The 13,481-nt window shown below is 73.0% G+C and carries 13 protein-coding genes; 7 read left to right on the top strand and 6 right to left on the bottom strand.

What is annotated here, in order from left to right:
• Positions 1–82 precede the first annotated feature (82 nt).
• The 3 genes from ACZ3ZD_RS19330 to ACZ3ZD_RS19320 are packed head-to-tail and all read left to right on the top strand — an operon-like array spanning position 83 to position 2,528.
• The gene (locus ACZ3ZD_RS19330; RefSeq protein ID WP_467398662.1) at positions 83–1,213 is read left to right on the top strand and encodes an ABC transporter ATP-binding protein; all 1,131 of its coding nucleotides are present in this window, start codon (positions 83–85) and stop codon (positions 1,211–1,213) included.
• On the top strand, positions 1,210–1,863 hold the full coding sequence (locus ACZ3ZD_RS19325; RefSeq protein ID WP_467398660.1) for an ABC transporter permease: 654 nt from the start codon (positions 1,210–1,212) through the stop codon (positions 1,861–1,863). Before ACZ3ZD_RS19330 ends, ACZ3ZD_RS19325 begins: the two co-directional genes overlap by 4 nt.
• A complete protein-coding gene (locus tag ACZ3ZD_RS19320) occupies positions 1,860–2,528 on the top strand; it encodes an ABC transporter permease (RefSeq protein ID WP_467398658.1) in 669 nt (222 codons plus the stop codon). Before ACZ3ZD_RS19325 ends, ACZ3ZD_RS19320 begins: the two co-directional genes overlap by 4 nt.
• 3 nt (positions 2,529–2,531) lie before the next feature.
• Here ACZ3ZD_RS19320 and ACZ3ZD_RS19315 read toward each other — a convergent pair whose 3' ends face one another.
• Genes ACZ3ZD_RS19315 through ACZ3ZD_RS19300 form a run of 4 tightly spaced genes read right to left on the bottom strand, consistent with a single transcriptional unit; the run spans position 2,532 to position 6,639 of the window.
• Positions 2,532–3,134: a GTP-binding protein gene (locus ACZ3ZD_RS19315; RefSeq protein ID WP_467398655.1), complete on the bottom strand. Its 603-nt coding sequence runs from the start codon at positions 3,132–3,134 to the stop codon at positions 2,532–2,534.
• Entirely contained in the window at positions 3,121–3,534 is a 414-nt protein-coding gene (locus ACZ3ZD_RS19310) for a DUF742 domain-containing protein (RefSeq protein ID WP_467398653.1), read from the bottom strand. Before ACZ3ZD_RS19310 ends, ACZ3ZD_RS19315 begins: the two co-directional genes overlap by 14 nt.
• A 16-nt stretch (positions 3,535–3,550) precedes the next feature.
• Positions 3,551–4,027, bottom strand: coding sequence for a roadblock/LC7 domain-containing protein (locus tag ACZ3ZD_RS19305; protein ID WP_467398650.1), 477 nt, complete (start codon positions 4,025–4,027; stop codon positions 3,551–3,553).
• The gene (locus tag ACZ3ZD_RS19300; protein WP_467398648.1) at positions 4,024–6,639 is read right to left on the bottom strand and encodes a sensor histidine kinase; all 2,616 of its coding nucleotides are present in this window, start codon (positions 6,637–6,639) and stop codon (positions 4,024–4,026) included. The genes ACZ3ZD_RS19305 and ACZ3ZD_RS19300 overlap by 4 nt, the downstream gene beginning before the upstream one ends.
• Positions 6,640–6,858: 219 nt before the next feature.
• Here ACZ3ZD_RS19300 and ACZ3ZD_RS19295 point away from each other — a divergent pair, with 219 nt between their 5' ends.
• Positions 6,859–7,815 (top strand): ABC transporter substrate-binding protein, encoded by a 957-nt coding sequence (locus ACZ3ZD_RS19295; protein ID WP_467398645.1) that lies wholly within the window; start codon positions 6,859–6,861, stop codon positions 7,813–7,815.
• Positions 7,816–8,260: 445 nt separating this feature from the next.
• Here the strand turns inward: ACZ3ZD_RS19295 and ACZ3ZD_RS19290 are convergent, their stop codons facing one another.
• Positions 8,261–8,716, bottom strand: coding sequence for a tellurite resistance TerB family protein (locus ACZ3ZD_RS19290; RefSeq protein ID WP_467398643.1), 456 nt, complete (start codon positions 8,714–8,716; stop codon positions 8,261–8,263).
• A 196-nt stretch (positions 8,717–8,912) separates the two neighbouring features.
• On the opposite strand from ACZ3ZD_RS19290, the gene ACZ3ZD_RS19285 reads away from it, so the two are divergent.
• The 3 genes from ACZ3ZD_RS19285 to tatA all read left to right on the top strand — a co-directional run bounded on the left by ACZ3ZD_RS19285 (position 8,913) and on the right by tatA (position 12,258).
• On the top strand, positions 8,913–9,281 hold the full coding sequence (locus ACZ3ZD_RS19285; RefSeq protein WP_467398641.1) for an ArsR/SmtB family transcription factor: 369 nt from the start codon (positions 8,913–8,915) through the stop codon (positions 9,279–9,281).
• A complete protein-coding gene (locus ACZ3ZD_RS19280) occupies positions 9,271–11,985 on the top strand; it encodes an HAD-IC family P-type ATPase (RefSeq protein WP_467398638.1) in 2,715 nt (904 codons plus the stop codon). The genes ACZ3ZD_RS19285 and ACZ3ZD_RS19280 overlap by 11 nt, the downstream gene beginning before the upstream one ends.
• Positions 11,986–12,078: 93 nt before the next feature.
• Positions 12,079–12,258 (top strand): Sec-independent protein translocase subunit TatA, encoded by a 180-nt coding sequence (tatA, locus tag ACZ3ZD_RS19275; protein WP_467398636.1) that lies wholly within the window; start codon positions 12,079–12,081, stop codon positions 12,256–12,258.
• Between the two features lie 93 nt (positions 12,259–12,351).
• Here the strand turns inward: tatA and ACZ3ZD_RS19270 are convergent, their stop codons facing one another.
• Positions 12,352–13,362: a sporulation protein gene (locus ACZ3ZD_RS19270; RefSeq protein WP_467398633.1), complete on the bottom strand. Its 1,011-nt coding sequence runs from the start codon at positions 13,360–13,362 to the stop codon at positions 12,352–12,354.
• Positions 13,363–13,481: the final 119 nt, after the last annotated feature.

Genomic DNA, 13,481 nt, shown 5'->3' with positions numbered 1-13,481 from the left:
CCGCCAAGTCGCCGCAACAGTCGCCGTCTAGACTCGTCCCGCACCAGCCCAGGATCGGTCGGCCCGAAGGGTACGCGGCGTTTTGATACGGATAGATGGAGTCACGAAGCGGTATCCCGACGGCACGGTCGCGGTCGACCGGCTGTCGCTGGAGATACCGGACCGCGCGATCACCGTCCTCGTCGGGCCCTCCGGCTGCGGCAAGACGACGACCCTGCGGATGATCAACCGGATGGTGGAGCCCACCGAGGGCAGCATCCTCCTCGACGGCCGGGACATCCGGCAGCAGCCGGTCAACACCCTGCGCCGGTCGATGGGTTACGTCATCCAGAACGCCGGTCTCTTCCAGCACCGCACCATCCTCGACAACATCGCCACGGTGCCCCGTCTGCTCGGCTGGACCAAGCAGAAGGCCCGGGCCCGGGCGGCCGAACTGATGGAACGGGTCGGGCTCGACACCGCGCTGGCCAAGCGGTACCCGTACCAGCTCTCCGGCGGCCAGCAGCAGCGCGTCGGCGTGGCCCGCGCCCTCGCCGCCGACCCGCCGGTGCTGCTGATGGACGAGCCGTTCTCCGCCGTCGACCCCATCGTCCGCAAGGGACTCCAGGACGAACTCCTGCGCATCCAGGACGAGTTGGGCAAGACCATCGTCTTCGTCACGCACGACATCGACGAGGCGATCAAACTGGGCACCAAGGTCGCCGTGTTGCGCACCGGCGGCCGGCTCGCCCAGTTCGCCCCGCCCGCCGAGCTGCTCAGCGCGCCCGCCGACTCCTTCGTGGAGGACTTCCTCGGCGCCGACCGGGGCATCCGCCGGCTCTCCTTCTTCCCCTCCGCCGAACTGGAGTTGCAGACCGAGCCCATCGTCGCGCTCGACGCCGGCGCCGACCGGCTCGCCTCCGGGGCCACCGCCCCCTACCTCCTCGTCACCGACGCCGACGGCAGGCCGCTCGGCTGGAGCGAGCCGGACCGGCTCACCGCCGGCGCCGTCGACCGGGACCGACTGCTCGACTTCGGGCGGCCGTTCGTGCCCGGCACCGACTCGCTGCGCACCGCGCTCGACGGCGCCGTGCTCTCCCCGACCGGCTGGGCCGTCGCGGTGGACGCCGAGGGACGCGCCGTCGGCGTCGTCTCCCAGCAGGTCATCGGCGAGGCCATCCGCGCCGCCCACAGCCGGGTCGCCGAGCACGCCGACGTGAAGGCCGCGCGATGAACGGCTTCTTCGACCTCCCGAGCGACCTCCAGCACAGCTACCTCGGCCTCGTCGGGCTGCACCTGCGCGAGGCCCTGCTGCCGGTACTGGCCGGGCTCCTCGTCTCGCTGCCCATCGCCCAGCTGTGCGTGCGGTTCCGCTGGATCTACCCGCCCGTCCTCGGCATCACCACCGTGCTCTACGCCATCCCCTCGCTCGCCTTCTTCGTCGTCCTCATCGACTACTTCGGGCAGAGCGAGACCACGGTGATGATCCCGCTCGCCCTCTACAGCCTCGTGGTACTGGTCCCGGCGATCGTGGACGGCGTCCGCTCGGTGCCGCCGGAGACCCTGGCCGCCGCCCAGGCCATGGGTCTCGGACCCGTACGCCGGTACTTCCAGGTCCAGTTGCCCATCGCCGTACCCGCCATCATCGCCGGCCTCAGGGTGGCGGCCGTGTCCAGCATCTCCCTGGTCAGCGTCGGCATGCTCATCGGCAACCAGGGCGCCCTCGGCAACATGCTCTGGAACGCCCAGACCTACCACCGTTCCGCCCTGGCGTTGAACTCGGTGCTGACCATCGGCGTGCTGGGCGTCCTCGTCGACGCCGCGCTGGTCCTCGTTCGCCTCCTGCTCACCCCCTGGATGCCGCGGAAGGGGGCCACCCGGTGAACGTCCTGAACTTCGCGCAGACCTTCTTCAGCGACAGCGCGCACTGGCACGGCTACGACGGCATCCCCACCCGGTTCGCCGAACACGTCCAGTACTCGCTGGAAGCCCTGCTGATCGCCGCCGCGATCGGGCTGCCCGTCGGCCTGCTCACCGGCCACTACGGCCGCGGCGGCAACGCCCTCGCGCTCGTCGCCACCGCCGGCCGGGCGCTGCCCAGCTTCGGCCTGCTGGTCCTGATGTTCATCTGGCTCGGCTTCGGCATGCTGCCGGTGATGATCCCGCTGGTCGTGCTCGCCGTACCGCCGATCCTGGTCACCACCTACGAGGCGATCCGCTCCGTCGACCCCTCACCGGTGGACGCCGCCCGGGGCATGGGGATGCCCGAGGCGCGCGTGCTGCTCCAGGTGGAGGTGCCGGTCGCGCTGCCGCTGATCCTGAGCGGCCTGCGCACCGCGGCCATCCAGATCGTCTCCACCGCCACCATCGCCGCCTACGTCAGCTTCGGCGGCCTCGGCCGGTACATCATCGACGGCCTCTACCAGCGGAACTACGAGAAGGTCATCGGCGGCGCCACCCTCGTCGCCGGTCTCGCCCTCGTGACCCTCGCCGTGTTCTGGGCGGCCGCGCGGCTCACCGTGTCGCCGGGCGTACGACGCGGCGGCTGACGGTCACCGCCCGGTGCGGGCCAGCGCCAGTTCGAGTACGACGAGCAGCGCGTCCCGCACCGAGCCCCGCTCCCGGGCGTCGAACACCACCACCGGCACCCCGTCGGAGACGTCCAGCGCCCAGCGCACCTCCTCCAGGGAGTGCTCCACCCGCCCGTCGAAGGCGTTCACGGCGACGGCGAACGGGATGCCCTTGTGCTCGAAGTAGTCGACGGCCGCGTAGCAGTCGTCCAGCCGGCGGGTGTCGACGATGACGAGCCCGCCGACCGCGCCCTCCACGATGTCGTCCCACATGAACCCGAACCGCTCCTGCCCGGGCGTGCCGAACAGGTACAGCTTCAGCGTCGGGTCGATGGTGAGGCAGCCGAAGTCCATCGCCACGGTCGTCGTGGTCTTGCGCGGGGTGTGCGTGAGGTCGTCCACACCGGCCGCGACCTCGGTGATCGACGCCTCCGTGGTCAGCGGCTCGATCTCCGAGATCGCGCCGACGGCCGTGGTCTTGCCCACGCCGAAACCGCCCGCGATCACCATCTTGACCGGCAGCGGCGGCCGTACGGTCCCCGGCGCGGCCGGGCCCCGGGCCAGGAGCGGTTCAGTCGGTGTCACTCGGTACCCCTCGGGAGTCGGGGACGGCCCGCAGGCCATCGATAACCCTGCGCAGGACGGACGCGTCGTGGGTGGCCTCGGCGTCCGGTACGTACACCGCCAGCCGGCCCTCCTCGCGCAGGTCCTCGGCCAGCACGCGGACCACGTTCAGATGCAGCCGCAGCCGGGCCGCGAGTTCCGCGATCGACTGCGGCAGCCGGCAGGCGGCCACGATGTCGTGCTGCTCGAAGGAGAGCCGGCCGAGCGCGTCCAGACCGCTCACGGTGGTGACCACCTGGGTCTCCACGGGCAGCGCCCGGCCGGAGGCGGCGTCCGCCACCCGGCCGGCGGTGACCAGGTACGGCCGTACGGCGGGGGCGGGGCCGACCGGGTCCGGGCCCGGCGGGATGCCGTCCGCCATGGGAAGTTTCTCCTCCTCAGCGGGCCGGCGCCGCGCCGACGCTGTTCTTCAGCTCCAGCACGAGCTGCGGGCTGAGCGCGGCACCGGCGCGGTTGGCGAACAGCGTCATCTCGTAGGCGATGTTGCCGAGTTTCGCCTCCTTGTCGGTGACGACGCCGAGGACGGCGCCGCTGCCGATCGCGGAGACGATGACATGGCCGCCCTCCAGATCGATGATGACCTTGTTCAGGCCGCCCAGGCCGTAGTTGCCGGAGGCGCCCGCGGCCAGGCTGGTGATGCCGGACACGATGGCCGCGAGCCGCTCGGAGTCGGCGTGCTCACGCAGCTGCGACACCGCGATCAGCAGGCCGTCGGAGGACACGGCGATCGCGTCGACGACGCCGGCGGTCTCGGTCGCGAAGCGGTTCAGCAGCCAGGTGAAGTCGGCCGCGGCGGCCCGCAGATCGGCCGGCGCGCTGCCGGCCGTCGGGTCCTCGCCTGTCGACGTGCTCACTGCTCGGCTCCTTCCGGGAGGTGGGTCGGGGGGTGGGGCAAGGGTTGGCTTGGGGGTTGGCCTGGGTGGGGGGTCGAGTCGTGGTGAGGGGGGTGGTGCGGGTGCGGGTGCGGGTGCGGGTGCGTGGTTGCGGTGGGGGCGTCCGGGCGGGGGAAGGCGCCCGTGTCGGCGTCCCGTCGGGCGCGTTCCACCGCCTGCTCGAACTCCTCCAGTTCGCTGCGGACCGCCTCCGCGTCCAGCGGCCGTACGGCCTTCGGCGCGGTCGGCGTGGTCGGCGCGGCGCCGGCGGTGGCCCGCAGCGTGGCCCCGCGCACCCGGCGGCGCAGGGGGCGGCCGGCGGCGGAGGCGGGGGGCTCGGCCGACGGGGGCTCGCCTGGGGTGAGGGGGTCCGGGAGTCGGCTGTCCCGCGCGGGTTCCTCGGCCGGATGGGCCGTGGCGCGGGGGGCGCGGGGGGTCCGGCGGGGGAGCGAGCCGCCGTGCTCGGCACGGGCGGGGTGGCTACGGGGGGTGTCGTCGGCCGGGGCCTTCTCGTGGCCCTCCGGCCCCGGGTCCGATGCGAGGGCCGGTGACTTGGCCGGTGCCGGTGCCGGTGCCGGTGACTTGGCTGGTGCTGGTGCTGGTGCTGGTGCCGGTGACTTGGCTGGTGCTGGTGGCGTGCTCGGCAGCAGCAGCGAGGTCGGCAGGGTCACCTCCGCCGTCACACCGCCGCCCGGCGTCCGGGTCAGCTCCACCCCGATCTCCCAGCGGCGCGCCAGCGCACCCACCACGAACAGGCCCAGCACCTTCGTCGGCACCAGGTCCAGGCGTTCGCGGCGGATCAGCCGGGCGTTCTCCTCGGCGAGCCGCTCGGCGCTCATGCCGAGGCCGTGGTCGGTGACCACCACGTGCGTGCCCTCGGCGCCGGCGCTGACGGTGACCTCGACGGGGCTGCCGTCGGGCGAGAACGACACCGCGTTCTCCAGCAGTTCGGCCGTCATCAGCGTGAGGTCGCCGATGACGTCCGGCTCGACCAGGGCGTCCGACGCCGCGTACAGCCGTACCCGCTGATAGCCCTCGATCTGCCCGAGCGCGGCCCGGACCACGGTGGACAGCGCGGTCGGCCCCGCGTCCAGCGCGCTGTCGCGGATGCCGGCCAGCAGCATCAGGCTGTCGGCGTTGCGGCGCAGTCGTACGGCGATGTGGTCGATGGAGTACAGCCGCTCCAGCAGCGCCGGGTCCGTCTCTCCCCGTTCCACCGCGTCGATCAGCGCGAGCTGCCGGGTGGTCAGGTTGCTGACCCGGCGTCCGACGTTGCCGAACATCTCGGCGGTGTTGCGGCGGCTGAGGACCTGGCGTTCCAGCAGCGCGGCGGCGGTGGTCTGCACCCGGTTGAAGGCCGCCGCCAGGTCGCCGATCTCGTCGCGGGCGGTGACCGGCATGTCCCGCAGCCGCGGCGGACCGTCGTCCTCGGCGCCGTCGTCGGCCACCCGGGCCAGTTCGCGCCCGGCCACGTCGGCGACCTCCCGCGCCGCGGCGGTGAGCGCCTGCACGGGCCGGATCACCGAGCGGCGTACCAGCACCGCGAAGGCGAGCCACAGCGCGAAGGCGATCAGCGCGCCGCTCAGCAGCAGGCCGGCCCGCCACCGGGCGGAGTCGGCGGCCGCGTCGGCCCGGTCGGCAATCTGGCCGATCAGCGCGGTGGTGATCCTCAGCCGGGCGGCGGCCTGTTCCGGGTAGGCGGGGTAGTCGGCCAGCGCGTCCCGCACCGCCCGGCGCAGCGCCGCCCGGTCGCCTGTCGGCAATCGGCCGACGCCGACTTGGAGTTCGGCGTACGCCTCGGCGATCTCGCGCTGCGCCGGAGTGTGTTCGATGCCGGACAGCCGCTCGGCCTGCGTCTCGGTGGCGAACCGGCCGAAGCGGTCGGCCTGGTGGCTGTAGAGCTCGTACGCGCCGACCGCGTTGGTGAACTCGATCTGGGCGTTGGTGTCGCCCGTGGTGGCGGCGAACACGTTGGTCTCGAAGGCGCCGTGGGCGGCGTCCGCGCGCAGCAGGGAGTCCAGAAGGCTGCCGGTGAAGGTCTCGGCGAGGTCGGCGTTGCGGTCGAGACCGAGGCCGTCGATCAGGCTCCGGGCGGCGCCCGCGTAGGCCGGGTCGATGTTGTCGGCGGGCAGGTACGACTGCTCGACCGAGGTGCGCAGGCCGCCCAGGCCCTCGACGCCGCGCAGGGCCTGCGCCTCGCTCTGCGGCAGCCGGTCGCCGAAGGCCTCGCGCACCCGGGTCACCTCGGAGTCCACCGCGTGCTGGGCGGCGCGGTAGGCGGCCGTCGACGGGTGCGCGTCCCCGGACTCGTAGCGCGTCGAGAGCAGGATGGCCTGCTGGTGCTCGGCCTCCACCCGGTCCACCAGCCGCGCCACCTGCGCGCTGTCGCGGACCAGCCGGGCCGCGGCGGCCGCGCTGGACGACCGCTGTCCCAGGTCGGTGATGAGGTACGTGAGCAGGCCGGCGATGACCGCGAGGGGGATGCCGACGAGCAGGTTGAGCTTGCGCCGGAAGGGCCAGCGGTCGGCGAACGCCCGTGCTCCGCCCCGGACGGGGGCGTGCCGGACGGGCGCGTCCACCTCGTTCGTGGACACCGGGCCTCCTTCGCGAGACCGAAGCGGGGCCCCGTACACCGCCGTGGTCGGTACCAACTGCGGCGAGACTACCGTCCCCTTGACGGAACGATCAGCCCGCCTTTCATCAAGAATCCGTTACAAAGGAGCCGCTCTCCGTGCACAAGCGGTCGCAGATCGAGGCCAATTGGTGATCTATGGGCCTTGACTGACCCGGAACCGGCTGGATTGGATCGGTAGGTGACTTACACGACCCACATCAGCAGGTCCATCCGGAGGAACCGAGGCGCGGCGGCGGTCGCCCTCGCGGCGGCGACGGCTCTGCTGGCGGGCTGTTCCTCCAAGGACAACGCCGACAACCCCCTCACGGAGAACAAGGCGAGCGGCGACAGCGTGGTCGTCGGATCCAACAACTTCCCCGAGAGCACGCTGCTCGCCGACATCTACGGCGAGGCGCTCAAGGCCAAGGGGATCAAGGTCACGTACAAGCCGAACATCGGCAGCCGCGAGACCACCTACGGACTGATCAAGAACGGTTCTCTCTCGGTCCTGCCCGAGTACAACGGCGCACTGCTGGCCTACCTCGACCCGAAGGCCGCCCCGAAGACCCTCGCCCAGACCACACAGGCCATCGAGGCCAAGCTGGGCTCCAAGCTCACGCTGCTGAACCCGGCGGCGGCGGAGACCAAGGACTCGGTCACGGTCAGCGCGGCGACCGCGAAGAAGTACCACCTCACCGGGAACTCCTCCATCGCCGACCTCAAGGACGTCGCCAAGGACCTGGTGATCGGCGCCTCGCCGGAGTTCCAGACCCGGCAGCAGGGCCTGGTGGGCCTGAAGTCCGTCTACGGCCTGGAGTTCAAGTCCTTCAAGGCGCTCGACGCGGGCGGCCCGCTCACGCTGGCGGCCCTGAAGAAGGACGCCGTGCAGGCCGCGGACCTCTTCACCACCGACCCGAACATCCCCAAGGAGAAGTTCGTCGTCCTGCAGGACCCGAAGAACCTCTTCGGGTTCGAGAACGTCCAGCCGCTCGTCTACAAGAGCGCGCTGTCCCAGAAGGGCGTCGACGCGCTCAACGCGGTCTCCGCCAAGCTCGACACCGCGACCCTGCTCAAGCTGGACGCCCAGGCGCAGGTGGACAACAAGGACCCGCTGGACGTCGCCAAGGCCTGGCTGAAGTCCGCCGGTCTCGCCTGACACCGGCCGCCCGAACGGCCCGCCGGAACGACCGGAACGACCGGAACGACCGGAACGACCGGAACGACCGTGGACACGCAGACGCGGGTGCCCCCCCGACCCCGGGGACACCCGTGTCCTGCTCGACGGCCGCGGCCTCACCCTGCCCGGCCTGGTCCGGCTCGCCGACGCCACGGCCGTCCCCGCCGTCGACCCGGGCGCCCTGGACCGGGTCGGCCGCGCCCGGGAGACGGCCGACCGGCTCGCGCGAGCGCAACCTACCCGGGTGGCCGGAACCCCGGCGATGTCCTGCGCGACCGGGCCGACGCCGTCCGCCGGACCAGCCACCGGACCCGGCCCGCCCGGTGCGGGTCGGGCAGGCCCACCCCTCCGCAGGCCCGCCCCTCCGCAACCCCGCCTGCGTACGCAGCCGGCGGGAGCGCCGGGCCACGGTCTGCGCCGGGACTCAGAGGTCGAACTCGTGCGGCGGCAGATCCAGCGAGTAGCACGCCTCGCGCACCACGGCCCGCTCGTCCTTGTCGAAGTCGCCGTCCGCGCCGCCGATGACGATGCCGATCTGGACGACGGCCCGCGCCTCGGCGGGCTTCTTCTTCGCCTTGGCGATCTCCTGCAACACGCTCACCTTGCCGAAGGCGAAGTCCGCCGTCAGCTTGTCCAGGTTCTCCTCGAAGCGGCGGCGCAGATCGTCCGCCGAGAAGTTCTGCAGCACCTCGTTCGTGGAGATGAGCTGGGCCACCCGCTGGCGCTCCGACGGATCCACCGTCCCGTCGGCGGCGGCCACGAGCGCGCACATCGCCATGCTCGCATCGCGGAACGCGCCGCTCTTCAGGTCGTTCTTCTTCGCCACCAACTGGGTCTGCATCTGCGACGCGGACTCCTTGAAGCGGTCCCACAGGGCCATGCGTGCTCCTCGTATCGGCCGCCTGATGCTGCGACAGCACCCCGGCGGCGACTTCTCCAACGGCGGTAGAACATGACTTCTACAGCAATGTAGAAACGAACGGGGCGGCCCGGAAGTTCCCGAGATCTAGACTGAGTCCCCGAACACGGCGGAGACAGCCGGACCACAGCGACGACGCAGCGGGAGGAAGGCGACAGTGGCGACAGCACCCGGCACCGGCTACCAGGACCCCTCCGCCGACGTGCTCGCCGAGGCGGCCGCCGCCTTCGGACTGCTCGCCGCGCCCGCCCGGCTGCACATCCTGTGGGCGCTGACCCAGGGCGAGAGCGACGTGACCGGACTCGCCGAGCGGGTCGGCGGCGCGCTGCCCGCCGTCAGCCAGCACCTGACCAAGCTCAAACTCGCCGGACTCGTCCGCTCCCGCCGCGAGGGCCGCCGCCAGGTGTACTTCGTCGACACCGCTGAACACGCCCCCGTGGTCGAGGTCGTACGCCTCCTCGTCGGCCGGCTCGCCGAACGGCAGACGCCCGCCGCCGTCCCGGCCCGCCGGCTCCGTGGCCTCTGAGCCCCTGACCGGCACCGTGCTTCAGGAACTGCGGCGCCTGGAGACCGGCCCCCGCGGACTCACCGACGCCGAGGCCTCCGCCCGGCTCGCCGCCGTCGGCGAGAACGTCCCGCCTCACCCGCCCAACCCCTCCTGGCCCGTCCGCTGGGCGCGCGGCCTGCGCGACCCGTTCACCGCCGTCCTGCTGACCCTCGGTCTGGTCTCGGCGTGCGTCGCCTCCTGGGGCACCGCCACCGTGATCCTCACGCTGGTCGCCGTCGGCTGTGTGCTGCGCGCGGCCGGCGAGCGCCGCGCCGACCGGGCCCTGACGGCCCTGCGCGAACTGGTCACCGGCACGGCCACCGTGCTCCGCCGCACCGACGACACCGCACCATCACGCGCCCGCGAGGTACCGCTCACCGACCTCGTGCCCGGCGACATCGTCCGGCTCGGCCCCGGCGACCTCGTCCCCGCCGACGTACGACTGCTGCGCACCCATGGGCTGACCGTGCGCCAGGCCGCGCTCACCGGCGAGTCCGCGCCCGTGCCCAAGACCGCCGCCGACCCGTCCGACCCCCGCGCGGAACCCGAGTCCTCCCGGTGCTTCCAGGGCAGCGCGGTGGTCGCGGGCAGCGCCACGGCGGTCGTCGTCGCGACCGGGCCCCGCACCCGTTTCGCCGCCGCCCAGCGCGCGCCGGACCGCCGCGGGCCGAGCGCCTTCGACCGGTCCGTGCACGGCATCGCCTGGGTGCTGATCCGGTTCATGCTCCTCACCCCTCCGCTCGTCCTCATGGCCGGCGCCGCGCTGTGGGGCCGGGGCCTGGAGACCCTGCCGTTCGCCGTCGCCGTCGCCGTCGGGCTGACCCCCGAGATGCTCCCGGTGATCGTCACCACCTGCCTGGCCCGCGGTGCCGCCCTGCTGGCCCGCACCCACCGGGTCGTCGTACGCCGACTGCCCGCGCTGCACGACCTCGGCGCGATCGACGTGCTGTGCGTGGACAAGACCGGCACCCTCACCCAGGACCGGCCCGTCCTCGCCCGCTCCCTGGGACCCGACGGCCGCGACGACCCCGAGCCACTGCGCTGGGCCACCACCGCCGCGTGGTGGACCCTCCAACTCGCCGAACTCCCTACCCCCGACACCCTCGACGAGGCTCTTCTGGCCGCCACCGCCACCGCCCCCGTCGGCGAGGCGCGGGGTGTGGAGCACGGCGGCGTACACGACGGGGTTTCCGGAGGTACGTACGGCGGTGGGCGCGACGGGGTCTTCGGCGATCCGTACGGCGGTGGGCATGACGGGGAGTTCGGCGATCCGCACAGCGGAGGGTACGACGGCGGGTACGCGGATGCGTACGACGGCGGATACGAAGGCCTCGCCGCCCTGCCCGTCGGCCCCGGCCGGCGTCTCGCCACCGCCGTCCTCGCCGGGACGCTCGGCCGCCACCTGCTGGTCACCAAGGGCGCCCCCGAGGACGTCCTGGACCGCTGCGAGCTGCCGCCCGCCGAACGGCAGCGGCTGCTCAGCCTCGCCGCGCACGAGGCCGCCGCCGGACAGCGCGTGCTCGCGGTCGCCACCGCGGAACGCCCCGCCCGCACGCGCCCCTACACCGCCGCCGACGAACGCGGCCTCACCTTCCGCGGACTGGTCACCTTCCGCGAGGACCTCGCCCCCGGCGCCGCCGAGTCGCTCCGCGCCCTCGCCGACCTCGGCATCACCGTCCACATCCTCACCGGTGACCACCCCGGCACGGCCGCCCGCGTCTGCCACGACCTGGGCCTGACACCGGGGGAGGTGCGGGCGCCGGCTGAGGGCGCGGGGAGCCTTTCCGGCGTCGGGGCTCCTGAGGCCGGCTCGGCCGGGAGTGCCGTCGTCGTCGCTCGGTGCACTCCCGAGGACAAGGCGCGTGTCGTCGAGGAACTGCGCGCGGCCGGGCACACCGTGGGTTTCCTCGGCGACGGTGTCAACGACGTGCCCGCCCTGCTCGCCGCCGACGTCGGCCTGGCACCCCGGTCGGCCGTGGCGGTGGCCCGGGAGAGTGCCGACGTGGTGCTCGGCACCAAGGACCTCACCGCGATCGGACACGCCGTCACCGCCGGCCGGCGCAGCAGCGCCAACATCGCCTCCTATCTCCGTGTCACGCTCTCCTCCAACCTCGGCAACGTCCTCGCCATGCTCGCCGCCGGACTGCGGCTGCCCTTCCTGCCGATGCTCCCCGTCCAGGTGCTCGCGCAGAACCTGTGCTTCGACGCCGCCCAGCTCGCCTTCGCCCTCGACCGCCCCGACGCGCGGGCGCTGCGCCGGCCCACCGCGCTGCGACCCCCTTCCTTCCTGCGCTTCATCACCGGCTTCGGCCTGCTCAACGCGGTCGCCGACCTCGCCACCTTCGGCGTCCTCGGGCTCGCCCCGCACGGCTCCGACGCCCTGACCGACCAGACCGTGTTCCACTCGGCCTGGTTCACCGAGAACCTGCTCACCCAGGCCCTCGTGATGCTGTTGCTGCGCACCGGCCACCGGTCGGCCCGCGGCGGACGGCCCGGCCCGGTCGGCTGGGCGGCGGGCCTGCTCGCCGCCGTCGCCCTGGCCCTGCCGGCCTGCCCGCTGGGCGCCGTGCTCGGCATGACCGCGCTGCCCCTCACCTGCCATCTGCCGCTCGCCGCCGTCCTCGCCCTGTACGCGCTGGCCCTCACGGTGGCGAACGCACGCCACGACCGGCGCCTGCCGTAGCCGGGGATTCGCCGTCGCGCCCGAACCGGGGTTGTACAGTTGCGCAATGCGGCAAGCGTTGTCGCGAGCTGAGACCCAAGGAAGGGGGCGATCATGCTCCGCAACGGACTTGAGCCCTGGCATCTGCTGATCGTCGCGGTCGTGTTCCTCCTGCTGTTCGGTTCCCGGAAGCTCCCCGACACCGCCCGCGCCCTGGGCCGGTCCCTGCGCATCCTCAAGAGCGAGGCGAAGGCGTTGAAGGACGAGAACGGTACGCAGGGCTCCGCCGGCTGAGCGGTCCCGTCCCGTCTCCTCTCTGCCTCCTTCCGGTCTCCTCGGTCTCCGCGGCCTTCCGGGTCTCCTAGTCCTGCCGGTCCGCTCTCCCGGTCAGTCCTCCTCTCCCGACGAGTCCCAGTCCTCCTCGGACTCTCCCTCGAAGAAGTCGCCGATCTCGTCCACGACCTCCGCGGCCACCATGCCGCCCGCCACGCCCACCGCGAGGCCCGCCGCACCCGCGGCCACGGCCGTGCCGAGGCCCGGGCCGGAGTGGTGGTGGGTGTCGAAGGAGCTGGGGCCGGCCGCGGGTCTGCCGTCGTGGCCGTACGCCGCGTGGCTGCCGTACGCGTCGCGGTGCTCGGTCACCTGGCGGATCCAGCCGTCCACTTCCGTCGGCCAGTCACGGGCCGAGGCGTCCTCGTGGCGCACGAGGAAACGGGTCAGGGCGTCATGCCCCGCCGCGTGCAGCCCACCGCGCTTGTCGGCCTCCAGGACGACCTCGACGCCCGCGGGGGAGGCGAGGAAGGTCAGCTCGATCTCGCTCACCGCGTGCGCGTAGTGCGGAGGCGGGGTCAGCTCGATCTCCTGGAAGAACGGCAACCGCTGGCCCGTACCGCCGATGCGGCCGTACTCCAGGTCGGCCGAGCGGAAGCCGAAGCCCAGTCCGCCGAGGGCCTCCAGCACGGCTTCCTGCACCGGCAGGGGGCGGACGGCCAGCGGGTCCAGGTCGCCCTTGTCCCGGGCGCCGGCCACCGCGACCTCCGCGCGCACCCCCAGGGCGATGCCGAGCGGCTGCCCGTGCAGCTCGGTCAACGGGGTCTCCCACGGAAGCGGCACACGGAACGGCAGTTCCCGTTCCTCCCGCTCGCCGAGCCGGAAGCCGCCGCCGACGGTGAACCGCTCGAAGACGACCGCGCCCTCGCTCTCGCCCTCCGCCTGCTCCGCCTCCACGCGCGCCACCAGCTCCAGGCCGATGTGCTCGACCTCCACGGCCGTGCCACCGCCCCGCAGCCGGACCCGGCCCGCCAGCGCGCCGCCGGGCAGTGCCGCGCCGCCGTCCAGCACCGTGTCCACGGAGGGGCCGCCGACCCCGATCGCGCCCAGCAGCCTCTTGAACACCATGCCGTGGCTCCTTCGCTCATCGCCTCACCCGGACGGCGATCCACCACCGTCCGACTGACCGATGAACTCCCGGCGACGGCAAAGAAGTTCCCAAGTCACCTGTTCGAGTGACGTCCGGC

The organism is Streptomyces sp. NPDC023481, assembly GCF_055560195.1.
The sequence above is the reverse complement of the archived record's forward strand: the minus strand, read 5'-3'. Positions and strand labels throughout refer to the sequence as shown.

Excerpts from the sequence above, each read along its gene's own strand:
- ACZ3ZD_RS19290 (WP_467398643.1), bottom strand. The coding sequence starts at position 8,716 with ATGGCCCTGTGGGACCGCTTCAAGGAGTCCGCGTCGCAGATGCAGACC.
- ACZ3ZD_RS19270 (WP_467398633.1), bottom strand. The coding sequence starts at position 13,362 with ATGGTGTTCAAGAGGCTGCTGGGCGCGATCGGGGTCGGCGGCCCCTCC.
- tatA (WP_467398636.1), top strand. The coding sequence starts at position 12,079 with ATGCTCCGCAACGGACTTGAGCCCTGGCATCTGCTGATCGTCGCGGTC.
- ACZ3ZD_RS19325 (WP_467398660.1), top strand. The coding sequence starts at position 1,210 with ATGAACGGCTTCTTCGACCTCCCGAGCGACCTCCAGCACAGCTACCTC.
- ACZ3ZD_RS19310 (WP_467398653.1), bottom strand. The coding sequence starts at position 3,534 with ATGGCGGACGGCATCCCGCCGGGCCCGGACCCGGTCGGCCCCGCCCCC.